The following is a 24,678-nucleotide window of genomic DNA, read 5'->3' on the forward strand; positions in this document are numbered from 1 at the left end:
TGTCATTAAGAAAGGGCGCCTGAAGAGGGCGCCCTAACATATTGAAAGAATTCACTTTAGAATCGAAGCTCTACACTCACATCCGTCATCGCCACAGACAGCGGCCGTCCAAGCAGAGTCGCCCCTTGAGGCAGTAGGCCAAACTGTACTTTTGCGGGCACAAGACCTTCAGGAATTTCTCCGCGAGAAATTGGATCCCAGAGCGTGGCATCAGCGCGCATTTTTTCACTCTCCGCGAGCAGGAACCAGCGCTCGTCTTCTTTGGTCACAGTGACGGCTCCACCGAAGGGCAGAGAGCTTTCAAAGCACATCAAAGCCAAAAACGCGAGGCGCAGCTCAGAGCGTGACACGGACCCTTCAACTTCCCAGTAGGTTGACATGCGAGAGCTTGGCGCAAGACTCTGTAGGATGGATTGAATTTCCGCCTCACCAACCATCTGGCTATCGCCGGGTTGCCCGAAGGCCACGCGAAACAGTCTGATGCGGGCATTCGCGTTGGTGACGCTATCCGAAATCATCTCCATTTCCGGGCCCTTCGCGTCGCCCGTAAGTGCAATGAGTTCCAACCCATTGCCAATTGCGCCGACTGGGCTGATCAGGTCGTGGCAAATGCGTGACCCTACCAATGCAGCGAAATCCGTATTATCTGACATTTGTATTCCCTTTTGAAACGAGCAGCCCCATGCAGAATCTCAACGCGTTTTTGGAACCCGGAATGTTGGTGACCCATCCCGACCAACCCGATTGGGGGTTGGGGCAAGTGCAATCCAATATCGGTGGCAAAATCACCGTAAACTTCCGAGAAACCGGCAAGGTTGTCATCGATGGAACTCGTGTCATGTTGATGCCGGCATCAGACAGTTGAAATGGTTAACAAATAGTGCACACACCGTAAAATTCGTCAACATCTGACATCCTTTTCATGTGGTTGATTTCTGCCGATTGCATGCCTAAAACTCCGACAAACAAACAGGAAATGACAGTTTTATGAGCACGCATGTGCCCGAGTTTAAGGTTAATTTGGCGACAACGCAGGCTGAGCTAAGAGCTGCGCAGCGCTTGAGATATCATGTGTTTGTCAAAGAGCTCGGCGGTGACGGTCCGATGGTGGATCACACAGAACAGCTGGAAATCGATCGTTTTGACCCGCATTTTGATCATTTGATCCTGCGTGACGTCGCGCTGCAGGCAGACGTTGTTGATCAGGTGGTTGGCGTCTACCGCGTGCTGCGCGGAGAGCAGGCCAATAAAATGGGTCAGTTCTATTCAGAGGACGAATATGATCTGACACCACTCAAATCTTCCGGACGCAAATTGTTGGAACTTGGAAGATCCTGCCTGCATCCAAATTACCGAGGTGGTGCCGCGATGTTTCACCTGTGGAATGCTCTGTCGGCCTACGTGACAGACCATGGCATCGAGGTATTGTTTGGCGTGGCCAGTTTCCATGGCACCAATATCGCGGAACATGCTGCGTCGTTGTCATTGCTTCACCACCGACATCTTGCCCCAAAAGAAATTCGCGCCCGGGCGCAGCCTGATGTCTATCAGTCGATGGACTTGATCCCTGAAAGTGAAATTGATCGCCGCACGGCCATGCTTGCGGTGCCGCCTTTGATCAAAGCCTACCTTCGGCTAGGGGGCTTTGTTGGGGATGGCGCCTTTCTGGACGAAGCATTTAACACAACTGACGTTTGCCTGATCCTTGATACCGCGCGCATGAATGAAAAAAACAGAGCGCTCTACACCAAGGACAGAGAGCTTTGAGCACGTGGGAAAGCGACGAGGGGTATCCAGAGCCTGAGAAACTGCGTGTTCAGGGTGTTTTGCGTGCGCTGTTGCGCGGCATACCCTTGGCAGTGTTGGTATTTGGCTGCCTTGGTCTGCTGCTGTTGGTGCGTATCGTTGAGCGACCCCTGTTTGGGCTACGCCGACCATGGACGCCCTTTATCACTCAATTTGTGTGTCGCAACGCTTTTCGGTTCATAGGGATGTCGTTTCAAGTCATAGGCAAACCCATTCGCGAGCGCGGAGCCATAGTGGCCAACCATTCGTCTTGGCTGGATATCTTTGCACTGAACGCAGCTCAACAGGTCTACTTCGTGTCTAAGGCAGAAGTGGCCAACTGGCCCGGAATCGGGTGGTTGGCGCGCGCCACGGGCACCGTGTTTATCCGCCGGGACCGCCGAGAGGCGCGGGCACAGAAAAAACTGTTTGAAGACCGGCTTCTGGCCGGCCATCAGCTGTTGTTTTTTCCCGAAGGGACCAGCAGCGATAGCCTGCGCGTGCTCCCCTTTAAAACCACACTGTTTGAGTCATTCTTTGAGCCCGAACTCAAAGAGTTTATGCTCATTCAACCTGTGACAGTGTATTACCAAGCCCCCAAGGCCGCGGAACCTCGGTTTTACGGTTGGTGGGGAGACATGGACTTTGGCACACATTTGATTGCCACACTTGGTGCGGCTCAGCAGGGGCGCGTTGAAGTTGTCTATCACACTCCCTTGCGGGTCTCTGATTTTGCCAATCGCAAGGCTTTGGCAATGGCCTGTGAGGTGAAAATCCGGAACGCTTTGGTCGACCGCATAAGCTAAACGTCATTCTCGGTTGTTTTATTCTTGGTTCCCTCTTGCACCCGGCATGATCCTGCGGTAAACGCGCGCCATTAAACCCGCAGGCGAGGTTTGGGCTAGGGCAGGGGAGACATCCCTGTCGGTCCGCCGGTTGGAGCATCCGCTCTCACTTAACCCCGCCAAGGCGTAAACCGGAAAAGGAAATAAAGCATGGCTCTTCCCGAGTTCTCCATGCGTCAGCTGCTCGAAGCTGGCGTTCACTTTGGTCACCAAACACAGCGCTGGAACCCTCGCATGGGCCCGTTCATCTACGGCTCCCGCAACGGCATCCACATCATGGACCTGACACAGACCGTTCCGATGCTGGATCAGGCGCTGACAGCTGTTCGTGACACTGTTGCAAAAGGCGGCCGCGTTCTTTTCGTTGGCACCAAGCGTCAGGCCGCAGGCCCAATTGCAGACGCTGCTGACAAATCCGCACAGTACTTCATGAACCACCGTTGGTTGGGCGGTACGCTGACAAACTGGAAAACTGTTTCCCAATCGATCAACCGTCTTAAAGAGATTGACGAGAAGCTCGCGTCTGGCGCCGAAGGCCTGACCAAGAAAGAGCGTCTTGGCATCGAGCGTGACCAAGAGAAGCTGCAAGCGTCTCTGGGCGGCATCCGCGACATGGGCGGCGTTCCTGACCTGCTGTTCGTCATCGACGTGAAAAAAGAAGCACTGGCAATTGCCGAAGCCAACAAACTGGGTATCCCAGTTGTGGCTGTGGTGGACACCAACTGTAACCCAGATGGCGTTGACTACATCATTCCAGGCAACGACGATGCGTCCCGCGCGATCACCCTGTACTGCGATCTGGCAGCCCGTGCGGCTCTGGACGGCATGACCGCACAGCTGGGCGCAGCTGGCGTGGACTTGGGCGAATTCGAAGAAGCACCGGTTGAAGAAGCCGTGGCTGAAGAAGCTGCCGCAGGCGCATAAGCGCAGCGCGACTGACGTTACAATGTTGACATGGGGGCAGGGTAGACCGGCCCTCATTAAATTCGAATTCTGACGAGGAGAGCCTAAGATGGCGATCACAGCAGCAATGGTAAAAGAACTGCGCGAGATGACTGGCGCAGGCATGATGGACGCAAAGAAAGCGTTGACCGAAACCGATGGTGACCAGGAAGCAGCAATCGATTGGCTGCGCACCAAAGGTCTGGCCAAAGCGGCGAAAAAATCCGGCCGCACCGCAGCCGAAGGTCTTGTGGCCGTAAAGGTTGAAGGCGGCAAAGGTGTTGCCGTTGAAGTGAACTCTGAAACCGACTTCGTTGGCAAAAACGCGGACTTCCAGTCCATGGTTGCCAACATCGCTGGTGCAGCAATCAACGTGTCCGATGTGGATGCGCTGAAAGCGGCTGATCTGGGCGGCAAGACTGTTGAAGAAACTGTCACTGACGCTGTGGCCACCATCGGTGAAAACATGTCTGTGCGCCGTTTGGCATCTGTCGAAGGTGACGTTGTGACCTCTTATGTGCACAACCCAGCGGCTGACGGCATGGGCAAAATCGGCGTTCTCGTGGCGCTGAAAGGCGGCGACGAAGCGTTTGGCAAACAGATCGCCATGCACATTGCAGCAGCAAACCCACAGTCTCTGTCTGAAGCAGACCTGGACCCAGCGGTTGTTGAAAAAGAGAAAAACGTTCAGATCGAGATCGCACGTGAGTCCGGCAAGCCGGAGCAGGTGATCGAGAAAATGATCGTGGGTCGCATGAAAAAATTCATGTCCGAAGTCACCCTGTTGGGCCAGAACTTCGTGATCAACCCTGACCTGACCGTTGAAGCAGCAGCCAAAGAAGCGGGTGCTGAAATCGTTGGTTACGTTCGCATGGAAGTGGGCGAAGGCATCGAGAAAAAAGAAGAAGACTTTGCAGCAGAAGTGGCCAAAGCCGCTCAGGGCTAATCCGCTCTGGTCCTGCAAAAGATTTAAGGCCGCCTGAAAGGGCGGCCTTTTTCATTTGTTGAAACCTGACACAAGTGCCCGCATCAGTAGTTGCATGGCTCCAGACACAGGTTTTGGTCAATGCAGTAACCCGGCACACATTCCGGGCCTGCGTATCCTGCAGGTGGGTTTGAGACACATTGGTAGTCAGTGGTCAACGTCGTCCCAGAGCAACTTGCGTTTTCCAAACAGTCTTCGGTGGTGTCTGTTTGAAACTGGTATAGCCAGCGCGTTTCGCCATCCACGGGATCGCACACAGCTTTGGTCGATACTGTCACGGATTCAGTCAGGGCTGTCTGGTAACCGGCTGAGCTGGCGAAACTTATCGACACTTGTTCGCTGACCTTGTCGCCTGTGCCAGCGATCGTAAAGCTCTCTTCAACAGACTCGGTTACAGATGTTTGCCACTGATCCGTAAAAGACCACGTGTTCGTGCGCGAGGTCCCAACAGAGATCACCTGAGAAATAGAGCATCCCGCGCCGCCACACGACGTGACTTCGATCCAACGTCCGATTGTGCTGATTGCGGCTGGCGAAACTGTCATCCAATCACACCGTTTGGCCACCTGAACCGGATCGGCACCAAAAGTTTCATTGGCACATTCATATTGGGCGTTTCCAGAGTGGATGAACCGCCAATTGTACAGATTTTCTGCACCATATCGAATGAGAACAACATCGCCAGAGTTCACGTCACAGGGTTGCCCCTCAGACGCGCATTCTTGCAGCGAGCTTGGATCAGACAGTTCGTAGTAGGCCGCTTGGCTGTATTCACACGTTTTGTCTGTGCCATCCAGCGGGTTGTAGTTGAAGTAGTCATTGGTGCAGGCCATGGTTTCTGACCCATCATTGGCCATCACCGTGTAGATCCACGTTCCCTCAGCACCATATCGAATCCAGTGCATTTGATCACCCACAGTTTCGACATTGGCCAAGGTGAAACTGTCTCCTTCATCCGCAATTTTCTTGAAAGAGTCATCAGGCGTAACGCCCAGCAGATTGGCGGTTGTATACGCACATTTGTTGTCACTGCTGTCAGAAGGGCTTCCCCAGAAATCATTACATGCAATACGATCAAACCCCTCTGTTACAATGTAGGTGTAGTTTTCACCTTCACCGTATCGCATGGTCACAAGACCTTTGCTGCTGGGATAACAGTGATCACCTTCACTTGCACAATTGGACCAGCTATCGCTGGTGTCAGAATGACCGGAAACGGTGGTCATCGCGAGACCGCTCAGCGTAGCGCTGGCGAAAATCAATAAATACCTAAACACGTGAAACACACTCCAAAACTCGTTAACGACGAATTCATGATACCATAATTCGCCTATAACTAGAAGTTATGATGTGAGGCGCAATCCGCATCACGGCGCTTGGGTCGACCTGCTGCGATCAAAACCTGACTGAGGAGACATCGAGCAAAAGGGAACGCACAAAAACGGCGCCATCCGAAGATGACGCCGCTCTTTTCTATGGCCTCCAATACATGGGGATGGGGAGGCCGCCGAAAAGTAGTTAGTTTAAGATCGAAATAAACCTCAAACTAACATCCGGGCTGATTACCGGTCGGCCAAGAGAGCTTCGAAATTGAATCTTGAGGTGTGCGACATTATTCATCAACGAGATTTCCCGTCCACGTTTTTCCCACATCACATCAATCTGCTCCTGGGTGAAATCACGGTGCGCAGCCAAGGAAATGGCGCCTTTGGTGCGGGAAGACACTGTGGGAAAACTCACGGTGTAACCCGCGCTTAGGCCATTTGCTTGATTGAATTCGAAAACCCGGCGCTGCTTGTCCGTCAAAAGCCCTTGCTCAAATGCTTTTTGGGCCAAGTTCCAACTCTTCGCACCAGAGTTTTCTAAGGTCCAGCGCATCATGGGGCCGTCAAAATAAAGCCGATCTCCCAAATACTTATCCAGATAACAACGTTCGTGATTGGACAGAATGAAGAAATCTTCTACATCACCCAGCGACATGCCGTTGCGATAGTTGGTATATCCATAGATCAGCTTGTCAAACCCGAAGGATGACATCTTTACGCAATGCATGTCCCACAGCTCTTCGAGGCTGGTTTGGTTCATCACGTCTTCGATGTAGTCCATAGTCGATTTCATAATCGCTCTCATTGCTTTTGCCGCAAGAGACCCAGACACGATTTTGCATCCACTTGCGGGGTCGTCATGATTTTTGACAGGATGTTCATCCCCATGAACACGAATTGTCTACAGCTTAGAGTAGTTATATTTCAAATGTCTAGTGCAGCTTGCCTTCTATCACGGTGGGATCACGATAAATATATTACCATAATACCTATTATGCGCTTTACGTGTGCCGGATGTTGATTTTGTATTCAGCCAGGCGTGCACGGCTTTGATATGGCCATGCACCCGCTTCAACGGGCCTCCCTGCGAGCACAGGGTACTCGAGATACACCCAAGCGTCTCTGAAGATCGTCCGTAACGTCTTTCCGCTAGCCCAAGGCATATCCTGCACCACGAACCGTTCGCAGCGGATCCTCGCCTCCATGGACACACAGCGCTTTACGCAAGCGTCCGATGTGAACATCAACCGTTCTGCTGTCGACGTAGATGTCGCGACCCCACACACGATCAAGCAACTGCTCACGGCTCCAGACCCGTCCGGGCTTTTCCATGAACGTGGCCAAAAGCCGGAACTCAGTTGGCCCAAGGCGCAGCGCTTCGTCAGACCGCGTGACACGGTGCGTTTCCGCATCCAATATGATGTCTTCGTAATTCAGTGTCTGACCAACTGATGATGGACGCACCCGGCGCAACTGGTTGCGCACACGCGCCATCAGTTCCATCACAGAGTATGGTTTGACAACATAGTCATCTGCGCCAGTCTCAAGGCCCCGCACCCGGTCAACTTCTTCTGAGCGGGCTGAAAGCATGATGACCGGGATGTCACGCGTCTCTGCCCGTGTCTTAAGGCGCCGACAGATTTCGATACCAGACGTTCCGGGAAGCATCCAATCCAGCACAATAATGTCTGGCATGACTTCTTGAACCATCAACAAGGCGGTATCGCCATCTGCGGCGGCCTCTACATCAAACCCTTCGGCTTGGAGGTTGTAGCTTAGCACTTCGCGTTGTGCAGGTTCGTCTTCGACGACGAGCACAGTGGGATGATCTTTGGCCATAATCTTGTCTCTAACAGTCTTTTATGCGTCCAAACGGGTGGCTTTGGGCCGCGCTTCTTCGGGCATTGACCCGGTCACGAGATAGATCACCTGCTCGGCAATCGATGTGACGTGATCTCCCATACGTTCCGTGTTTTTTGCCATGAAATGCAAATGCATACAGGGTGTTATGTGACGTGGATCTTCCATCATGAAGGTCAGGAATTCACGGAACAAAGCGTTGTACATCTGATCAACGCTCTGGTCCCGCTCCAGCACATCCTGCGCCAAGTTTGCATCGCGCTGAATGAACGCGTCCAGCACGTCCTTGAGCATCAGCTGGACTTCGTTTGCCATGCGTTTCAGCGAGCCGTTGGCGCCTTCAACCTGCTCCATATGCACCAAAACGGAAGTCCGCTTGGCCATGTTTTTCGCATAGTCTCCGATGCGCTCCAAGTTGCCTGCAATTTTCATCACCGACAAAACCACGCGCAAATCCACGGCGGCGGGTGCACGCAATGCAATCAAATTGGCGCATTGCTCGTTGATCAGGTCTTCGAGTTCATCGATCGCCTTGTCGGCCGCTTTGACCCGTGCGGCCAGTTCTTCGTCGCGTGTGGCCATGGCATGGGCCGCTTCGCCAATCGCAGCCTCTACAAGGCCGCCCATTTTCATGACATGCGCCTGAATGCCTTCCAAGTCACGGTCAAAGGCCGAAGCAATATGTTGGTCGTTCATGATCCAGTTCTCCTTAGCCGATCCGGCCAGTGATGTAGCTTTCAGTGCGTTCATCTTGCGGGTTTGTGAAGATCTGAGAGGTTTCGCCATACTCCACCAAGTTGCCGAGATGGAAGAAGGCTGTCTTCTGGCTCACACGGGCCGCCTGCTGCATGGAGTGTGTCACAATCACAACCGAGTACTGGTCGCGCAGCTCATCGATCAGCTCCTCGACCTGCGCCGTTGCAATCGGATCAAGTGCGGAGCACGGCTCATCCATCAACAAGACTTCAGGCTCGGTTGCCACGGCGCGCGCGATGCACAAACGTTGCTGCTGACCACCAGAAAGCCCAGTTCCTGGCGCATGCAGGCGATCTTTGACTTCGTTCCAGATCGCCCCGCGACGCAACGACTTTTCAACAATGTCATCAAGTTCCGCTTTGTTCTTGGCCAACCCATGAATACGTGGCCCATAGGCGATGTTGTCATAGATCGATTTTGGGAACGGGTTTGGCTTTTGGAACACCATGCCAACCTTGGCGCGCAATTGCACGGGGTCGACACGTTTGTCATAGATGTCTTCGTCATCAATCAGAATATCACCTTCCACACGACACACATCAATTGTGTCGTTCATCCGGTTGATACACCGAAGAAAAGTGGACTTTCCGCAGCCCGACGGGCCGATAAAAGCGGTGACCGCTTTGGCTTCAATGTCGACGTTTACATCTTTGATGGCGTGGGTGTCACCATAGTAAACTTGTACGTTACGGGCCGAGATTTTTGTCGATTTTTGGTCCACGTCGGTCCCCAATTTTGCTGTGTCATACATGGGTAAAGATCCTTTGCTTACCAGCGGCGTTCAAACCGACGGCGCAGGATAACTGCGAGGGTGTTCATTGAAATGAGGAAGACCAACAGAATGATGATCCCGCCCCATGCGCGTTCGTAATAGGCTGGGTCGGCACGTTTGGCCCACTCATAGATTTGCGCTGGCATGGCTGAGTTTGGTGACATCAGGCCACTGACGATGCCGTCGGGTGCATTGGAGGCAATGTAGCCCACCATACCGATCAACAAGAGTGGTGCGGTTTCCCCAAGCGCCTGTGCCAGACCAATGATTGTACCGGTCAGAATACCTGGAGCGGCAAGGGGCAAGACGTGGTGGAACACCGATTGCATCTTCGAGGCCCCTACTCCCAGTGCCGCATCCCTAATCGAAGGTGGCACGGCTTTAAGAGAGGCGCGTGTGGAAATGATGATCGTCGGCAATGTCATCAGCGTCAGCACCAGACCACCGACCAGAGGCGCGGACTGCGGCAAGTGCATGAACTGAATGAACACAGCGAGACCAAGAATACCAAACACGATGGACGGCACTGCGGCGAGGTTAGATATGTTGACCTCAATCAGATCCGTCCAGCGGTTCTTGGGCGCAAATTCTTCGAGGTAAATCGAGGCTGCCACCCCAATGGGCAGGGCCAAGAACAGCACCACAAACATCATGAACAATGAGCCGATCATGGCCACACCGATCCCGGCTTGTTCTGCACGGCTTTCCGACGCGTCTGCCCCAAAAATGAAGGCCGGGTTGAACGACTTTTTAAGAACACCGGCTTCACGCAGACCGTCGACAATATCGAGATGCTCTGCGTCGATGTTTTTGTCACGCGCCAGATGTTCACGGTGCACGCGACCTTTCAGATAGCCGTCTACACGGCTGGACGCGAGGAATTTGAACTCAACGGTCTCGCCGATCAGCTCCGGGTTATCAATCACCGCGCTGCGGACCTGAGCAGCTGCCGAGGCCGAAATCAACGCTTTCATTTCTTTGGACTTGGTCAGCGGAGTATCGATGTCAGCATCTTCTACCGCCTTGAGCACCGCGTTCTGGATCAACGGGTTATAGCCAAAGGTCGACACTTTTTTGATGTCATCAATGTTGCGCTCACCCTTTTTGTCGAGCTTCGCCGCGTCCAGATAAACCGGAACACTGATAAAGGTTTGCTGAAATGCTCCGATGCCGTTGCTCAGGATAGCGCTCAGAAGCACCACCAGAAAAATGATGCCGGTAGCAATCGCAGCAACACCATAGGCGCGGAACCGTTTCTCAGACGCATTGCGCTTTTTTGTGCGCGCATCCAGCGTGATCAAGGACCCGGAACGCGGCGTCTCGCCGCCTGTGGGTAGGCTTGAGTCGGTCATTCGTACTGCTCCCGGTATTTCCGCACGATGTAGAGTGCGAGCACGTTGAGGCCCAATGTGAGCATAAAGAGGGTGATGCCAAGTGAGAAGGCCACCAGAGCTTCAGGTGAGGCAAAGTCAGAGTCACCCGTCAGCTGGGAGACAATTTTGGCGGTCACAGTGGTCATGGCTTCGAAGGGGTTGAGCGAAAGCCGTGCTGCGGCCCCTGCCCCCATCACCACAATCATCGTCTCGCCGATCGCGCGGCTTGCGGCCAAGAGGACAGCGCCGACGATGCCCGGCAACGCCGCTGGCAAGATCACTTGTTTGATGGTTTCGGATTGCGTTGCGCCAAGCCCATAAGAGCCGTCGCGCATGGCTTGAGGAACTGCGTTGATGATGTCATCAGACAGCGAGCTCACGAAGGGGATCAACATGATGCCCATCGCAATGCCGGCCGTCATCACAGACCGCCCACCACTCATCCAGCCAAGACCTTCTTGACCAAACACGGACACCAACATTGGCCCAATCGTCAGAAGGGCAAACAGACCATACACAATGGTTGGGATACCCGCGAGGATTTCGAGCAGTGGCTTAGCAATGCCGCGGACAACTGGGGAGGCATATTCTGACAAATACACCGCCGCAAACAGACCAATTGGAACCGCCACCAGCAAGGCAATGAAAGAGATATAGAGCGTGCCCCAAAGCAGTGGCAAAATACCAAGTTGCGAAGACCCACCCCGGCCGGAGAAGCTTGGCGCCCATTCCAGCAGCGTGAAGAAGTCGATTGCCGGATACAGCTGGAAAAACTCAATCGTGTTGAACACAAGTGACAGAACAATGCCGATGGTGGTCAAAATCGCCACCGAGGCCGCCGCAATCAACAGTGCCAAAATGCCCTGCTCAACGGAGTTGCGTGCCTTATAGTCTTTGTGACACTGCATGATTGCAACACCTGCTGCGCCCAGTACCACCGCGATCGCTAGAATGGTCATCAAGAGCGCACCGGTGGACGTCATGGCACGATACGCCTGCGCCGCCAGCAAAATGGGTTGCGTAATCGTATTTGTGACAACCTGCCCCGCGTTCTTCAAACGGGCTGTCATATCTGTGATGTCTGCGCGCGCATTGCTGGCCATGTCTTCGCTGATGGCGCCAGCGGCAACCGCGTTGTTAAGACCGTTTGCAGTACGGCGCACCTCGGCCATTACCAAATTGAGGTTTGAGCCCTCTTTGATCTCGCTCGCCGGGATCATGTTGCCAATGCTGCCTTGGATCACCATGGGTTGGGCGATCAGCCAAACGACGATCAGTCCAAACGCGGGAACAGAGGCTTTCATGAAAACACTCCAGCCATAATAACTTGGCAGAGAATGCAGTTGTCTTACGTCTCCGGCGGCGCTGGCAAGTGCGCGCTGCCGTCCAAAAACAAAGCCGACGATAGAAATCGCCAGCACAATCAAACAGAGCCATAGAACGGGCATCGGTCCCCCAAACGTCTCAATGCTAAGACACAAGTGACAAGAGGCGGCGACATGCGCCGCCTCTCATTTTTTCACGCTAAGATGGCTTACATGCCGCCCATGGTCGCCTCAGAAGACACAGCTTCCTGAGTGTCTGCCAGAGCTGGGTCAGAAACCAGACCGTACTCAGCCAATGGGCCGTCGCCGCCTGCGATCTCATCAGAGATGAAGAACTCAGCATATTCTTTCAGGCCAGGGATCACGCCGATGTGGGCTTTCTTCACGTAGAAGAACAGTGGGCGCGATACAGGGTATTCACCAGTGGAGATGGATTCTGTGGATGGTGCAACACCAGCCATTGTCGCCACTTTCAGCTTGTCAGTGTTGTTCTCATAGAACGCCAGACCAAACACGCCGATGCCGTTTGCATTTGCGTCGATGGATGCCAGAGTCTCAGTGTAGTCGCCGTCGATGTCGACCGCGCGACCGTCAGACATAACTGCCAGACATGCATCTTCTGCATCGTCTTCGGACATGCCAGCAGCCATCATAGCTTCAAAAGCGCCAGTGGCTTCACAGCCTGCTGCAACAACTTTTTCTTCAAACACTTCACGGGTGCCGTGCTTGGTGCCCGGGATGAAGGCCAGGATATCTTCGGAAGGCAGGTCAGCGTTGAAATCAGACCACCGCTTGTGTGGGTTGTCGACCAGCTCACCGTCTACCATTACTTTTGGGGCCAACGCGTTGAAGATGTCGGACTGAGTGAAAGCTGTGTATGCAGGGCCGTTCAGCTGGGAAGCAAACACGATGCCGTCATAACCGATGCGAACTTCGATGATGTCGGTCACGCCGTTTTCGGCACAGGCTTTGATCTCTTTGTCACGGATCGCGCGAGATGCGTTTGCAACGTCGGTGTGCTCGGTGCCAACACCTTGGCAGAAGCGCTTCAGACCAGCAGAAGATCCGCCAGATTCAACAACAGGTGTTGGGAAGTCAAAGTTTTCTCCGAATGCTTCAGCAACGATAGATGCGTAAGGCAAAACGGTTGAAGAACCGGCGACCTGTACTTGGTCACGCGCGGCGGCAGATGTAGCAGCAACGGCCGCGATGGCCAGAGCAGAGGCTGTCAGTTTGACGGACATAGGTGTAACTCCATTTTTTTCGGACTGTTTGTTCACAGTCTCGAGAGGCGGTCTATTCGTCCTGAGCAAAGCTTTTGTGACGCGTATGTAACATCTGTATGACAAACGGGCGTCTTTTGTGACATCCAACACATTTTTGTTCTATTGCGCCGGAAGAACCACGCTAAAAACGCTGCCTTTACCTAAAACACTCTCGATCTCAAGCCGACCGCGGTGACGGTTGATGATGTGTTTTACAATGGCCAAACCAAGCCCAGTCCCGCCCATTTCCCGCGATCTATGAGAATCAATGCGATAAAAACGCTCAGTGAGACGGGCAATGTGAACACTGTCTATGCCCGGTCCATCGTCCGCCACCGAAAGTTCAAAACCATTGCCACGCAGCCCGGCCACGTTGTTCACAGGTGTCAGGGAAATAGACACGGTGGTGTTTTGCCCACCATACTTCAGCGCGTTTTCTACAAGGTTTGTGACAACCTGCAAAAGTTGATCCGCGTCACCGGGAACAAAGACTGGCTCATCGGCTGCGTCATACGTCACCCGGCTTTCACTCTCATTGGCAAGATGTGACAGGTTTTGGATGACAGACCGGATCAATTGATCGAGATCCACCGGATCCTTGGGCCGCATTCTTGAAACTTCTTCCACGCGACTGAGCGACAAAAGATCGCCCACAAGTCGGTTCATCCGGCTCGCTTCCGCAGCCATAATCGACAGAAAACGCTCAGAGGCTTTTGGATCACCCCGTGCAGGGCCTTGTAATGTTTCAACAAAACCAAGGATGGCTGTCAAAGGTGTGCGCAATTCATGGCTGACATTGGCCACAAAGTCACGACGCATCTGATCCAGTTGCTGTACTTCTGTGACATCTTGGAACGTGACCATGACGCCCTTTTTGCGCAGCGACGGTGGTACCATACGTCCGCTGACTTCAGCCACCAGATCTACCGGGGCACAATTCACGTCAAACCGATATTCCTGCGGCCCTTCGCTGTGCATATAGATGGCTCGTTGTGCTTGGCCAGTGCGCAAACACTGCTCAACGGCAGTGTTCAAACTGGGTTGGCGAAACACCAATATCAGCGGCCGATCAGCATCGGCATGAGGGTTCAACTTAACTGCGCTTGCGTTGCCCGCCAGAATACGTGCTTGTCCGTCAATCAAAAGCGCGGGCAGTGGCACGGCCTCCAGATAGCTTCTGTAAAACTCATGCGGCATTGCCCGCTCCTGTCATTCCGATCTTTCAGCGTGGCACGCGTCAGGCGCACCAATCAAAAGGCACAAACGCTTTTTATGTAACGGTTTTATGACACATCGCTGCGGGGCACCTGCATCACAGGTTTAAATCTCAACCAGCCCGGACCGGAACCGCTTCGCGTTGGCCTGATAGTGCTGCGCAGACCGCGTGAGCCCGGCAATGGCGGCGTCGTCCAATTGTCCCACCACTTTTCCCGGCGCACCCATCACCAGACTCCCATCTGGAATGACCTTGCCTTCGGTGATCAAGGCGCCTGCCCCAATCAGACAGTTTTTGCCGATCTTGGCTCCGTTCAGCACGGTGGCCCCCATGCCAATCAGGCTGTTGTCGCCAATTGTGCAGCCATGCAGCATGGCTTTGTGACCAATTGTGCAATTCACCCCGATCGTCAAAGGACAGCCAGGATCGGTGTGCATCACCGTGTTTTCCTGAATGTTGGACCCTGCGCCGACACGGATGTCATCGTTGTCTCCACGAATGGTACAGCCGAACCAAACCGAAGTGCCTGCCGCCAGCACCACGTTGCCGATGACATTTGCGTCCTCGGCGACCCAACTGTCTGCGTCAATCTGCGGCGCAATTCCGTCCAATTCGTAAATCGGCATTATGACATCTCCTGAAATTCGCTTTGCAGCCCGTTCACATGTGTTTGTAGGGCCGGTTGTTGTTCTCTGCGCATCCGCTCTGCGGTGATGATGGTCTTGAGCTGGGTTTCTGTGGCGTCCAGATCGTCGTTGACCAAAACATAATCATAAGAATGCCAATGGCTGATCTCATCCCAGCTTTTTAACATCCGTTTGGAGATAACCTCTTCGCTGTCTTGTCCACGGCCCACCAAGCGTCGGTGCAACTCCGTGATTGAAGGGGGGAGAATAAAGATCGACAAAGCATGTTTGCCCAAATCTGAATTCCGGATCTGGGCTTCCCCCTGCCAATCGACATCAAAAAGCACATCGTTGCCGCTTTCGATGGTCTCACGCACGGGCCCGGCAGGTGATCCGTAGAAATTGCCAAATACATGTGCGTGCTCAAGCATTTGACCTTCTGCCACCTGCTTTTTGAAGTCTTCCTCTGATAAAAAGAAATACTCACGTCCGTGCTCTTCACCGGGGCGCGGTGAACGTGTGGTCGCGGATACCGAGAAACTCAACCCCTCATCCCACTGCATCAGCCGCCGCGCCAAAGTGGACTTGCCTGCACCCGATGGGCTGGACAGGATGATCAATAGGCCGCGTCTGTTGCTCATAGTCTTTATTCCACGTTTTGAACTTGTTCGCGCATCTGATCTATCACGGCCTTGAGGTCCAGCCCAATCCGCGTCAAATCCACAGACTGTGCCTTGGAGCAAAGCGTATTGGCTTCGCGATTGAACTCCTGCATCAGAAAATCCAGCTTGCGCCCCACGGGGCTGCCCTGCGCCAACAGATCGCGCGCCGCTGCCACATGGGCGCGCAATCGATCCAATTCTTCCATCACATCAGCCTTCACCGCCAACATCGCCAATTCCTGCGCCACGCGGGTTTCATCAGCGCCATCGCTGTTGTCCAAGACCCGCGCCAAATTGGTCCGCAAAATGGTGGCGCTTTCCGCACGCCGCGCCCTCGCCGCCTCTGCAGCCTGAGCGGTAAGCTCTTCAATCTGTTCCAGTTGATCCAGCAGAACAGCTTCAAGGGCGACCCCTTCTTTGCGCCGCATGTCTTTGAAACTTTCCAGCAAGACAGGCAACTGCGCCGTGATCGCGGCCAACAACGCCTTTGTGTCGGTATCCTCGACCGAGGTTTCCAGTACGCCACGCAAGTTTAGCAGATCGCTGGCTTTGGAGGGGGCAAGCCCGACGCCTTTGTCGATTGCCAGAGTTTCCGCATCCGCCAAAGCATCCAGCACAGCGGACAGCTGCACCTGATTGACCGTCAACGTTCCCTGCTCTTCATCTCTTTGAACGCGCAAAGAGAGGTTCACACTCCCCCGCGCCAGAGATTTGGACAGACCACTGCGCAGAGCAGGCTCCAAGCCTTCGATCCAATCCGGAACCCGAAGCCGCAAATCCAAGCCCTTTGCATTGACGCTGCGCAGATCCCACGTCCAATTGTGACCAAAGGCGTCTCCCTTGAGCGCGGCATATCCTGTCATTGACTCCAGCACGGTCACCTCCTGCTGTTTGAAGTTGAGACAGATAAATCTATTCTGCCGCCAAGAGCAACGTTAACGGCGCGACCGGTTAACCATTCAAATCGATTTTAATCGTAAACCGGCTAAAATGTGAGATAAACGGTTTACAAGTTGTAAACGAACTCAAATCGACAGAGAATAAAACCAGATCTGAGACTGTTTAGACAACATTGAGACATCAAATAGTTTTTCCAGGGGGAAAAGTTGTGAGAATTTTTGGAGACAGCAAATCGAGCGCGGCTAAGGTGCAAAGCATTGCAGTCATGCAAGATGTCAAAAAATACTGGGATGGCTTGAGCGATGGACATCCTGTGCCTTTACGCAGCGATGTAGATCCGCGCAGTATCCAAAAAGTTCTCAAACACGCGTTCATCTTGGAACGGATTGCACCCGGCATGGCGCGTTTGCGCGTCTCGTGCAACACACTGACAGATGTCATGGGGATGGACATGCGCGGCATGCCAATGTCCTCGATGATCAATGATGCTTCCCGCGACAGCTTTGCTGAGGCAATGGAGCGTGTATTTGACGCGCCGGCCATCGGCCGTCTTGAACTGGTGTCGAGCCGCAGCTTTGGCCGCACGGGTCTGCACGCTGAAATGATGTTGCTTCCTCTGCGCAGCGACAGCGGACAAGTGGACCGCATTTTGGGCGCGATCACCTGCGAAGGTGGACCGCTCAAAGCACCGCACCGCTTTGATGTTGAAGGAAGTTTCCTGCGCCGGATTGATATGCCGGGCAATGAAAAACCGCTTCTGCAAAACGCTGTGATGCGTCCGCAGAAGGTCGAACTCACCGCGCCGCTGGCGAACAGTCAAATGCGAAAGCAGTCTGAGCCATCAGACGCACCGCGGCTGATCCCAACGCGGCACCCGCACCTGCGGGTGGTAGTGTCAGGCGCATAGGAAGAATCCTTAGCGTCACGAAAAAGGCGGGGTCTACTGGACATGGCACCCCGCCTTTTTTCGTTTCTGGTACAGGCTTCAGCGCGGGCCACTTGAATGGCGTGATCTAGCCGTCAAGATGCAGATACACCCGCCGGTTCTGACGCCCTTTTTTCTCAATTTTTCCGATCCTCACGGGGCCAATTTCGCCCGTGCTGGCAACATGTGTGCCCCCGCAAGGTTGCAAATCCACCTGTTGGGTCTCAGTGCCAATGCGCACCAAGCGTACTTTACCAGCCCCTTTTGGTGGGGCCACCGACATGGTTTTCACCAAGCCTGGATTGGCTGCGAGCTCTGCATCCGTGATCCACTCTTCCGTCACCGGCAGGTCATCCGCAATCAATCGATTCAACGCATCGGTCAACGTCTGCTTGTCTTCTGGTGCTTCGGGCATATCGAAATCCAACCGGCCTTTTTCGGCGCCAATTGACCCCCCTGTGACTGGCAGGGGCACAACCACTGACAACAGATGTAGCGCTGTGTGCACCCGCATATGTCTGTGACGACGGGGCCAATCCAGCACCTGCATAACATCTGTCCCCACCGGCGGCAACTTCGCAGGTTCGGAGGGCACAAGCACAATTGACCCCTCAGGCGATTTGATGGTCGTTGCAATTTCCAGCTGGCCACTGTCCCATTTTAGGTGCCCACTATCACCGGGTTGTCCGCCGCTGGTGGCATAAAACAATGGGGCATCCACGATAAGGCCACCTTCTGGGGTGTGATCGATCACAACACCAATGGCCTCTTTCTGATACGCATCTTTCAGAAACAAAAGTTCGGTCATCGTCCGTCTCCATCAGCTTCGCCATCCATGTCGTCCAAATCCGGCGGTGTCGGCGCGGCTGAAACAACGGAGGTCGCAGACGTCACAGGGGGCACAGGCGTGGCGTTTTTGGCGTCCTCCCCCCGCAGAGTTTCAGGATTTCGAAGCCACACATCACGCTGCGCGAATGGTATCTCGATACCCTCTTCTACAAACCGACGGGCAATCTCATGGTTCAAGTCGCTTTTGACGGTCAGCATCCAGTTCACGTCGCGCAGAATGGCGCGAATTTCAAAATCCAGCGAATCCGCACCAAAACCTTGGAACACCACCGAAGGGCCGGGATTTGCCAAAACCATCGGGTGTGATTGTGCGATGTCCATCAGAATGCCCTCCACCCAACGCGTGTCGGTGCCATATGCCACGCCAACGGGCACAATCACCCGCCCAACCGTGTTGCCGCGTGTGTAATTGGTGACCGTGCCTGACACCAAATCAGAGTTCGGCACAACCACATCCGTGCGATCAAACGTCTCGATCCGGGTGGAGCGTACCGAGATGTCACGCACATAGCCCATTTGACCACCAACTTCGATCCAATCACCTTCGCTGACAGGGCGTTCTACCAACAAGATGATCCCGCTGACAAAGTTGGACACAATGTTTTGCAGACCAAAACCAATGCCCACGGACAGCGCCCCGGCAAACAACGCAATGTTGCTCAAATTGATGCCCGCAACGGTGAGCGCCACCAAAGCGGCGAGGAATATCCCAACATAGCCGGCACCGGACACCATGGCGTTTTGACCGCCCACATCCAGACTGGTTTTGGGCAGGATATTGTCGCGCAAAAATGCCTGCACCAACCGCGTGATGGCGTGGCCAAAAGCATAGACCACAATCAGCAGGAAAACCGTTTCAGGTGACAGCACCAAATCCCCAAAAGTGAGGCCGTTTGAAATCCCTTGCCAAGCTTGGTGCAAATGAGTGATTTGCGCGCCCCAGCATAGGGCAAACACCGGCAGTGCCAGAACAATCAACGCAATGCCCACCACCACGGAGGCCAGCGAACTGTCATCCTCTTCGTTTTTCCCAGCCAGCGCGGCGAAAATCTTCTGGATCAGGCGCTGCATCACCAACAAAAAGGCGACAAGGAACATACTGCGGGTGCTGGAGAACACCAGATAACTTGCACCACGTGTCAGCCCAGCAAAGGACAGCACCACCGCAATCAGGGACACAAACATCATGTAGCGGCCCATCAGGAAAATCAGTTGCCCAACAGCGGTCCGAGGGGCCTCGTCATCGATGCGCATCGTACGGGCATGGCGCGTGATCAGATGGCCCAACCGCGCCAAAAACAGTGCGGCAACAACCGACAGCACAAAGAACACCACAGCCTCAGTGCCGACGTCCCAGTTTTCATAGCGCGCCAATTCAACAAATAGGCTGCTGAATGCCAGTATCGCTCCCAAAATCGTGCTGGCATGTCGGCCTTGCCGCTTCTCCACGGAGGTCAGATTGATCGTCAAAAGCGGCCGTGGGTGGCGCGAGAAAATCCGTTCCCCCAACCAGCGTGCAGTCAACAACTCAAACGTCATAAGCGGCAGGACGGACAACATCACATCCCCCCGCAGCCCGGGTAAATCAGTGGCATAGACCGCTTTGGAGAAGGCAAACACACCCAGCATTGGCAGAATGACCTGCCCATATGACAGCACAAATACCATCACCCAGCGTATGGCAGACAGCTCCGCATCTCGACGTGTCATGTGGTTCAACACTCGGTCGGTCCAGCGCATACCCTGCGTTAGCAAGGCCACGCTGATCACCAAGTAGAACAACATTGTTGGCAGAGATTTGCGCAACTCATTGCGTTGCTTTTCGTGAATCCACCCGGTTTGGAACTCCAGTGCCACAAGCCGGAAGGTCTCGTTGATCTGTTTGAGTGCTGGCCACCACAGCCCAGGTGTCAACGGAAACGGCCCCGGCTCCAACAGCAGCTGTGCCTGCCGGTTGCGCAGCAATATATCGATCGAACGGATCAGTTCATCCGCTTCGGTCTGTGCCAACTCCGCCCGGCGCACGGGCGCCTGGGCCTCTGACAATTGCAGCTGCAATTGCCGCCGTTCTTCGGCCACATCCTCCGCTTCACCGCCCTCAGGGACTGAGCCAAGCCTATTCAGCTGTGCTTCCAAGGTTGTTACGGAGATACGGGAGCGCGAGCTTTCGTCCGAAAATGTCGCGCGCCAGCCGCTCAATTGCCCGCGCAGACTGTCCATCGCGGCCTCAGAGGCGCGATCATTGTCAATCGCTTCGGTGGCGCGGTCCACCACGTGGCGCCATGCACCATAGTCCGGCTCTTGCACATCTTGCGCCCAAACCGATGAAACTCCGACGATCAAACAAGTGATCGCCACAACAAAGATTTGGGCGAATGCGCGCATGTGGCTGGTGTCCTTAGGCGTCTTCAAACACGCCCGGAATGCTGGACGGGCCTTTGTTGCCCAACCATTCCGGCATCGGCAATCCCTTTTCTTTCAGGAATTCCGGATTGAACAGTTTGGATTGATACCGCGTGCCATAGTCGCACAGGATGGTCACAATCGTGTTGCCTGGGCCCATCTCTTTGGCCATGCGCACAGCGCCTGCCACGTTGATGCCCGAGGACCCGCCCAAACACAGGCCTTCGTCCTGCAACAGATCAAACACGTAAGGCAGCGCCTCTTCGTCCGAAATTTGATAGCTCATATCCGGCGTGAACCCTTCGAGGTTGGCGGTGATCCGCCCCTGCCCGATCCCCTCAGTGATCGACCCACCTTCGGATTTAAGCTCACCAGAGGTGTAGAAGCTGTACAAAGCCGCACCCATCGGATCAGCCAGACCAATTTTTACACCCTTGGACTGAATGGCTTCTGCAACCCCCGCCAATGTGCCGCCGGAGCCAACCGCACACACAAATCCGTCGACTTTCCCTCCGGTCTGCTCCCAGATTTCTGGGCCGGTGGTCTCGACGTGAGACTGGCGATTGGCCACGTTGTCAAACTGATTGGCCCAGATCGCACCATTTGGCTCAGTCTTGGCAAGCTGTGCTGCAAGCCGCCCAGAGTAACGTACATAGTTGTTGGGATTGCGATATGGCGCCGCTGGCACCTGAACCAATTCGGCACCCGCAAGCCGCAGCATATCTTTCTTTTCCTGAGACTGGGTCTCCGGGATCACAATCACGGTTTTGAACCCCATCGAGGCGCCAACCAGCGCCAGACCGATACCGGTGTTGCCAGCGGTGCCTTCCACAATCGTGCCACCCGGCTTCAGGTCGCCGCGCGCCAGCGCATCTTTGATGATGTAGAGCGCTGCACGGTCCTTTACCGATTGGCCGGGATTCATGAACTCCGCCTTTCCGTAGATGTCACAACCAGTGGCCTCACTGACCTTGTTGAGACGGATCAAAGGGGTGTTGCCGATGGCTTGGGCCAGATCACGGGCAATATGCATGTTGCGCGGTCCTTTATAGATGTTTGAAAACCTGTGTAGGCAAGCCTTGCGCGGAACTCAAGCGGTCGTGCGCAGCCTGTCGCGATGTCGTGCCAGCCAAAGGGCAGAAAGCACAAGCGGTGCATTCACCGCCTGCATGGTGTCGGTCATCTCCATGAGCTCGTCAAACGAGTAGAGAAACGAACGAATATCCTCCGCTTCATGCTCCAAGCCAGACACCCCCACAACCTCATCGGGAAGGTCTGAAATCCCCAAATAAATATGGTAAAACTCGGTGGTACAGCCGGGTGAGGCATAACAATTAGCAACCTCGTGCAAGGCGTCCAGTGTCAGCCCAGCCTCCTCCATCGCCTCCCGTCGCGCGGTCGTTTCCGCAGTTTCATTGGCATCGATCCGCCCCGCGATTGGCTCCAATTGCCAAGGCAACGCGTCGCCGCGTGCAAAAGGGCCCGGACGAAATTGCTCAATCAAAAGCACGCGATCACGCACAGGATCATAGGGCAGAACAATCACCGCATCCGTGGCCACAAACACCGCGCGGCGCACCATATCGCTGTTGGCGCCATCATACCGCCTAAACGACAGGTCATATTCATCTAAGGTGAAATAGTTGGCATAGGGCCGTGTCAGGGCGACATCAGTCACGTCTGCCCGCGTCATGCCGCCGGGGCTCAGAGCGAGATTTTTGGTGCGCGCCTGAACTTGGGATGTGGCGCGCGCGCGGATCATCGGCAACATGCCGTCGACGTCGTCTCGACTGCGAATACCAAAGTAGCTCATCTCTTCTAAGGCGCCCAAAACCGCCCATTCGCCGTATCGATCAACCCATGAATTTAGGGACCACGCCCCGTTTGGAGCCCAAGCCGCTTCGCTCTTAAACACTTCTGCGGGACGCGATTCTCCCGCCACCTGCACCGTGATCGGAACCAAATCATATGCAAAACCGCCCTCGTAAAACTGCAACCGCGCAACATCGGTCTCCGTCAGCGCGCCCAGCCAAAGCCCCTCTGCATGTCCATCGCCGGCCTTGATGATCGGGAAGTCTTGATCTTTGACGGCAAAAACCTCGTGATCTGCAAGCTGTGCGGAGGCAATCTGAAGGTCGCTGACATCCTTTCCCAGCACAGCCTCAAGCAGCGGCACGTGTCGCAACGTGCCATAAACAAACAGGTTTTTCATGATTTATCCCCAGCGCCGATGCGCAAAATTCGTCACATATCCGCTGAAAACAACCCCAACGGCCAAGGTGATCAGAATGGGTGGCGCAAGTAGATACACCCCGTAGTCCAAAGCAATCGTCACCAGCGCTTCCAATGCCGCCACCGGCTCGTCAAATCGGTGCCGAATGGCAAGACGTATCATCTCGATTGTCGCAAAAACGGCCAGCCCCCAGAACACCAGCCAAAACACGCCCACCATACCCAACTCAAGGGAGCCGCTGCGCCCGGCTCTGCGCCCCATGATGCGCCAGCCGACAAACAGCCCCACCGCAGCCGCAACCAAGGTCATATGTCCGGGATCTGAGCCTTCCGGCATTTGAGGTTTCACAAATTCCGCCACAAGCCCGCCGATAAAGGCAAGACATATGGCGGCAATCAGTTTGTTAGAGGTTGTCATGTGCTCGGTTTAGATATTGTGATTTGCGTTACGTCACAGCTTCCACTGTGAAACGCCGCAGCACAAGAGGTCAGATAGAAATTCCACATTCTACGGAACCTTTCATCAAAACCCATCGGCTGAATGCGGTCCCACTGATCATTAAACGTGTCATACCAGCGCCGCAGAGTTTGACTGTAGCTTTCGCCAAATTCGATCGAGCTTGCAAACTTCAACCCTGCCCGTTGCACCTCTTCACGCAGGGCTGTTGGACTGGGCAGCATTCCACCGGGAAAGATGTACTTCTGAATAAAATCGACGTTTTTGCGATATTGCTCAAAACGGCTTTCGGTGATTGTGATGATTTGCAATGTTGCATTGGCACCCGGCTTTAGTCGGTCGCGCACACTTTCAAAGTAAATCGGCCAGTACTTCTCTCCCACGGCTTCAAACATCTCAATACTGGCGATGCCGTCATAGGTCGCCGTTTCATCGCGATAGTCCTGAAGTTTGAAGTCAACGATCTCAGAAAGGCCCGCCTTTTCAATCCTTTCTCTGGAGAACTTCAACTGCTCTTCTGAGATTGTCAGACCGGTCACCCGCAGTCCACGTTCCTTTGCCGCGTATTCAGCAAACCCACCCCATCCACAGCCGATTTCCAAAATATGGTCGCCGGGTTTCACCCCCATTTGATCCACCATAGACGCATATTTTGCGGTTTGTGCCACCTCCATGCTTTCTTGGCCTGTCTCAAAAATCGCTGAGGAATAGGTCATCGTGTCGTCAAGCCATAGGCTGTAGAAGTCGTTGCCCAAATCATAGTGATGGCTGATGTTCTTCTTTGCCTGCGACTTTGAATTGTTGTTCATCCAGTGACGCAAACGTTCAAAGGCGCGCACAAAATACATCCCGGGAAAGCCATCATATAGCGCGTCATTGTCAGCCCGCAGGAAATCACAAAACGCCTGCAAATCCGGCGTGCCCCACCAGCCCTCCATGTAGGCTTCACAAAATCCAAGCTCCCCTTCACGCATCAAGCGCCCGAAGGTGTCACCATTGTGAACATGCATTTCGCAAACCGGGCCGGGTTTGGGCCCTTCTGCGCGGAACACACGTCCATCATCCAAAACAAAATCAATCTGACCGTGGTTGATTTTCTTTGCCGTTTCAAAAACAGCAGCAAAATAGCGTGGCAAGTTGGTCTCGCCTTGTGTCGAAGTCAGGAACATCGTTTC

Annotated in this window: 25 protein-coding genes; 6 read left to right on the forward strand and 19 right to left on the reverse strand. The window is 54.2% G+C overall.

Features of this window, described 5'->3' with window-relative positions; translation table 11 throughout:
* Positions 1-56: 56 nt before the first annotated feature.
* The gene (locus ABWV47_RS01180; protein WP_353308008.1) at positions 57-653 is read right to left on the reverse strand and encodes a histidine phosphotransferase family protein; all 597 of its coding nucleotides are present in this window, start codon (positions 651-653) and stop codon (positions 57-59) included.
* 29 nt (positions 654-682) lie between these two features.
* Between ABWV47_RS01180 and ABWV47_RS01185 the strand changes: the two genes are divergently transcribed.
* The 5 genes from ABWV47_RS01185 (at position 683) to tsf (ending at position 4,518) form a co-directional block, all read left to right on the forward strand.
* On the forward strand, positions 683-865 hold the full coding sequence (locus tag ABWV47_RS01185) for a DUF3553 domain-containing protein (RefSeq protein ID WP_353308009.1): 183 nt from the start codon (positions 683-685) through the stop codon (positions 863-865).
* A gap of 122 nt (positions 866-987) precedes the next feature.
* On the forward strand, positions 988-1,767 hold the full coding sequence (gene olsB, locus ABWV47_RS01190) for an L-ornithine N(alpha)-acyltransferase (RefSeq protein ID WP_353308010.1): 780 nt from the start codon (positions 988-990) through the stop codon (positions 1,765-1,767).
* Positions 1,764-2,591 carry a lyso-ornithine lipid O-acyltransferase gene (gene olsA / locus ABWV47_RS01195; RefSeq protein ID WP_353308011.1) on the forward strand — a complete coding sequence of 276 codons (828 nt, stop codon included), beginning with the start codon at positions 1,764-1,766 and terminating at the stop codon, positions 2,589-2,591. Before olsB ends, olsA begins: the two co-directional genes overlap by 4 nt.
* Before the next feature lie 189 nt (positions 2,592-2,780).
* The gene (gene rpsB / locus ABWV47_RS01200; RefSeq protein WP_353308012.1) at positions 2,781-3,554 is read left to right on the forward strand and encodes a 30S ribosomal protein S2; all 774 of its coding nucleotides are present in this window, start codon (positions 2,781-2,783) and stop codon (positions 3,552-3,554) included.
* Between the two features lie 88 nt (positions 3,555-3,642).
* Positions 3,643-4,518 carry a translation elongation factor Ts gene (tsf, locus tag ABWV47_RS01205; protein ID WP_353308013.1) on the forward strand — a complete coding sequence of 292 codons (876 nt, stop codon included), beginning with the start codon at positions 3,643-3,645 and terminating at the stop codon, positions 4,516-4,518.
* A gap of 83 nt (positions 4,519-4,601) precedes the next feature.
* Here tsf and ABWV47_RS01210 read toward each other — a convergent pair whose 3' ends face one another.
* The 12 genes from ABWV47_RS01210 to ABWV47_RS01265 form a co-directional block, all read right to left on the reverse strand.
* On the reverse strand, positions 4,602-5,783 hold the full coding sequence (locus tag ABWV47_RS01210; protein WP_353308014.1) for a hypothetical protein: 1,182 nt from the start codon (positions 5,781-5,783) through the stop codon (positions 4,602-4,604).
* Positions 5,784-6,075: 292 nt separating this feature from the next.
* Positions 6,076-6,675: an autoinducer binding domain-containing protein gene (locus ABWV47_RS01215; RefSeq protein ID WP_353308015.1), complete on the reverse strand. Its 600-nt coding sequence runs from the start codon at positions 6,673-6,675 to the stop codon at positions 6,076-6,078.
* Positions 6,676-7,031: 356 nt separating this feature from the next.
* Complete coding sequence (gene phoB / locus ABWV47_RS01220) at positions 7,032-7,721, reverse strand: phosphate regulon transcriptional regulator PhoB (protein ID WP_353308016.1); 690 nt, start codon at positions 7,719-7,721, stop codon at positions 7,032-7,034.
* A gap of 21 nt (positions 7,722-7,742) precedes the next feature.
* The gene (phoU, locus tag ABWV47_RS01225) at positions 7,743-8,438 is read right to left on the reverse strand and encodes a phosphate signaling complex protein PhoU (protein ID WP_353308017.1); all 696 of its coding nucleotides are present in this window, start codon (positions 8,436-8,438) and stop codon (positions 7,743-7,745) included.
* Between the two features lie 13 nt (positions 8,439-8,451).
* Positions 8,452-9,249, reverse strand: coding sequence for a phosphate ABC transporter ATP-binding protein PstB (gene pstB, locus ABWV47_RS01230; RefSeq protein WP_353308018.1), 798 nt, complete (start codon positions 9,247-9,249; stop codon positions 8,452-8,454).
* A gap of 17 nt (positions 9,250-9,266) precedes the next feature.
* Positions 9,267-10,622 (reverse strand): phosphate ABC transporter permease PstA, encoded by a 1,356-nt coding sequence (pstA, locus tag ABWV47_RS01235; protein WP_353308019.1) that lies wholly within the window; start codon positions 10,620-10,622, stop codon positions 9,267-9,269.
* A complete protein-coding gene (gene pstC, locus ABWV47_RS01240; protein ID WP_353308020.1) occupies positions 10,619-12,091 on the reverse strand; it encodes a phosphate ABC transporter permease subunit PstC in 1,473 nt (490 codons plus the stop codon). The genes pstA and pstC overlap by 4 nt, the downstream gene beginning before the upstream one ends.
* A gap of 86 nt (positions 12,092-12,177) precedes the next feature.
* A complete protein-coding gene (locus ABWV47_RS01245) occupies positions 12,178-13,212 on the reverse strand; it encodes a substrate-binding domain-containing protein (protein ID WP_353308021.1) in 1,035 nt (344 codons plus the stop codon).
* Positions 13,213-13,353: 141 nt separating this feature from the next.
* Entirely contained in the window at positions 13,354-14,430 is a 1,077-nt protein-coding gene (locus ABWV47_RS01250; RefSeq protein WP_353308022.1) for an ATP-binding protein, read from the reverse strand.
* Between the two features lie 123 nt (positions 14,431-14,553).
* Positions 14,554-15,075 (reverse strand): gamma carbonic anhydrase family protein, encoded by a 522-nt coding sequence (locus tag ABWV47_RS01255; protein WP_353308023.1) that lies wholly within the window; start codon positions 15,073-15,075, stop codon positions 14,554-14,556.
* A complete protein-coding gene (gene gmk / locus ABWV47_RS01260) occupies positions 15,075-15,716 on the reverse strand; it encodes a guanylate kinase (RefSeq protein ID WP_353308024.1) in 642 nt (213 codons plus the stop codon). The genes ABWV47_RS01255 and gmk overlap by 1 nt, the downstream gene beginning before the upstream one ends.
* Before the next feature lie 5 nt (positions 15,717-15,721).
* Positions 15,722-16,612 carry a YicC/YloC family endoribonuclease gene (locus ABWV47_RS01265; RefSeq protein WP_353308025.1) on the reverse strand — a complete coding sequence of 297 codons (891 nt, stop codon included), beginning with the start codon at positions 16,610-16,612 and terminating at the stop codon, positions 15,722-15,724.
* A gap of 233 nt (positions 16,613-16,845) precedes the next feature.
* On the opposite strand from ABWV47_RS01265, the gene ABWV47_RS01270 reads away from it, so the two are divergent.
* A complete protein-coding gene (locus tag ABWV47_RS01270; protein WP_353308026.1) occupies positions 16,846-17,544 on the forward strand; it encodes a PAS domain-containing protein in 699 nt (232 codons plus the stop codon).
* 106 nt (positions 17,545-17,650) lie between these two features.
* On the opposite strand, the gene ABWV47_RS01275 is transcribed toward ABWV47_RS01270, so the two are convergent.
* The 6 genes from ABWV47_RS01275 to ABWV47_RS01300 are packed head-to-tail and all read right to left on the reverse strand — an operon-like array spanning position 17,651 to position 24,672.
* Positions 17,651-18,370, reverse strand: a complete 720-nt coding sequence (locus ABWV47_RS01275; protein WP_353308027.1) for an alanyl-tRNA editing protein — start codon at positions 18,368-18,370, stop codon at positions 17,651-17,653.
* Positions 18,367-20,796 (reverse strand): mechanosensitive ion channel family protein, encoded by a 2,430-nt coding sequence (locus tag ABWV47_RS01280; RefSeq protein ID WP_353308028.1) that lies wholly within the window; start codon positions 20,794-20,796, stop codon positions 18,367-18,369. Before ABWV47_RS01280 ends, ABWV47_RS01275 begins: the two co-directional genes overlap by 4 nt.
* A gap of 13 nt (positions 20,797-20,809) precedes the next feature.
* A complete protein-coding gene (locus ABWV47_RS01285) occupies positions 20,810-21,847 on the reverse strand; it encodes a cysteine synthase A (protein ID WP_353308029.1) in 1,038 nt (345 codons plus the stop codon).
* A gap of 57 nt (positions 21,848-21,904) precedes the next feature.
* Positions 21,905-23,026 (reverse strand): NUDIX domain-containing protein, encoded by a 1,122-nt coding sequence (locus ABWV47_RS01290; protein ID WP_353308030.1) that lies wholly within the window; start codon positions 23,024-23,026, stop codon positions 21,905-21,907.
* 3 nt (positions 23,027-23,029) lie between these two features.
* The gene (locus ABWV47_RS01295) at positions 23,030-23,464 is read right to left on the reverse strand and encodes a TrgA family protein (protein ID WP_353308031.1); all 435 of its coding nucleotides are present in this window, start codon (positions 23,462-23,464) and stop codon (positions 23,030-23,032) included.
* Positions 23,461-24,672 carry a class I SAM-dependent methyltransferase gene (locus tag ABWV47_RS01300; RefSeq protein ID WP_353308032.1) on the reverse strand — a complete coding sequence of 404 codons (1,212 nt, stop codon included), beginning with the start codon at positions 24,670-24,672 and terminating at the stop codon, positions 23,461-23,463. The genes ABWV47_RS01295 and ABWV47_RS01300 overlap by 4 nt, the downstream gene beginning before the upstream one ends.
* Between the last annotated feature and the right edge of the window lie 6 nt (positions 24,673-24,678).

Source organism: Shimia sp. NS0008-38b, from assembly GCF_040370365.1.
Classification (GTDB): domain Bacteria; phylum Pseudomonadota; class Alphaproteobacteria; order Rhodobacterales; family Rhodobacteraceae; genus Shimia.

What these genes read in the sequence shown, in the direction of transcription:
- ABWV47_RS01180 (WP_353308008.1), bottom strand. Translation starts at nt 653, where the DNA reads ATGTCAGATAATACGGATTTCGCTGCATTGGTAGGGTCACGCATTTGC.
- ABWV47_RS01185 (WP_353308009.1), top strand. Translation starts at nt 683, where the DNA reads ATGCAGAATCTCAACGCGTTTTTGGAACCCGGAATGTTGGTGACCCAT.
- olsB (WP_353308010.1), top strand. Translation starts at nt 988, where the DNA reads ATGAGCACGCATGTGCCCGAGTTTAAGGTTAATTTGGCGACAACGCAG.
- rpsB (WP_353308012.1), top strand. Translation starts at nt 2,781, where the DNA reads ATGGCTCTTCCCGAGTTCTCCATGCGTCAGCTGCTCGAAGCTGGCGTT.
- tsf (WP_353308013.1), top strand. Translation starts at nt 3,643, where the DNA reads ATGGCGATCACAGCAGCAATGGTAAAAGAACTGCGCGAGATGACTGGC.
- ABWV47_RS01210 (WP_353308014.1), bottom strand. Translation starts at nt 5,783, where the DNA reads ATGACCACCGTTTCCGGTCATTCTGACACCAGCGATAGCTGGTCCAAT.
- ABWV47_RS01215 (WP_353308015.1), bottom strand. Translation starts at nt 6,675, where the DNA reads ATGAAATCGACTATGGACTACATCGAAGACGTGATGAACCAAACCAGC.
- phoB (WP_353308016.1), bottom strand. Translation starts at nt 7,721, where the DNA reads ATGGCCAAAGATCATCCCACTGTGCTCGTCGTCGAAGACGAACCTGCA.
- phoU (WP_353308017.1), bottom strand. Translation starts at nt 8,438, where the DNA reads ATGAACGACCAACATATTGCTTCGGCCTTTGACCGTGACTTGGAAGGC.
- pstB (WP_353308018.1), bottom strand. Translation starts at nt 9,249, where the DNA reads ATGTATGACACAGCAAAATTGGGGACCGACGTGGACCAAAAATCGACA.
- pstA (WP_353308019.1), bottom strand. Translation starts at nt 10,622, where the DNA reads ATGACCGACTCAAGCCTACCCACAGGCGGCGAGACGCCGCGTTCCGGG.
- pstC (WP_353308020.1), bottom strand. Translation starts at nt 12,091, where the DNA reads ATGCCCGTTCTATGGCTCTGTTTGATTGTGCTGGCGATTTCTATCGTC.
- ABWV47_RS01245 (WP_353308021.1), bottom strand. Translation starts at nt 13,212, where the DNA reads ATGTCCGTCAAACTGACAGCCTCTGCTCTGGCCATCGCGGCCGTTGCT.
- ABWV47_RS01250 (WP_353308022.1), bottom strand. Translation starts at nt 14,430, where the DNA reads ATGCCGCATGAGTTTTACAGAAGCTATCTGGAGGCCGTGCCACTGCCC.
- ABWV47_RS01255 (WP_353308023.1), bottom strand. Translation starts at nt 15,075, where the DNA reads ATGCCGATTTACGAATTGGACGGAATTGCGCCGCAGATTGACGCAGAC.
- gmk (WP_353308024.1), bottom strand. Translation starts at nt 15,716, where the DNA reads ATGAGCAACAGACGCGGCCTATTGATCATCCTGTCCAGCCCATCGGGT.
- ABWV47_RS01275 (WP_353308027.1), bottom strand. Translation starts at nt 18,370, where the DNA reads ATGACCGAACTTTTGTTTCTGAAAGATGCGTATCAGAAAGAGGCCATT.
- ABWV47_RS01280 (WP_353308028.1), bottom strand. Translation starts at nt 20,796, where the DNA reads ATGCGCGCATTCGCCCAAATCTTTGTTGTGGCGATCACTTGTTTGATC.
- ABWV47_RS01285 (WP_353308029.1), bottom strand. Translation starts at nt 21,847, where the DNA reads ATGCATATTGCCCGTGATCTGGCCCAAGCCATCGGCAACACCCCTTTG.
- ABWV47_RS01290 (WP_353308030.1), bottom strand. Translation starts at nt 23,026, where the DNA reads ATGAAAAACCTGTTTGTTTATGGCACGTTGCGACACGTGCCGCTGCTT.
- ABWV47_RS01295 (WP_353308031.1), bottom strand. Translation starts at nt 23,464, where the DNA reads ATGACAACCTCTAACAAACTGATTGCCGCCATATGTCTTGCCTTTATC.
- ABWV47_RS01300 (WP_353308032.1), bottom strand. Translation starts at nt 24,672, where the DNA reads ATGTTCCTGACTTCGACACAAGGCGAGACCAACTTGCCACGCTATTTT.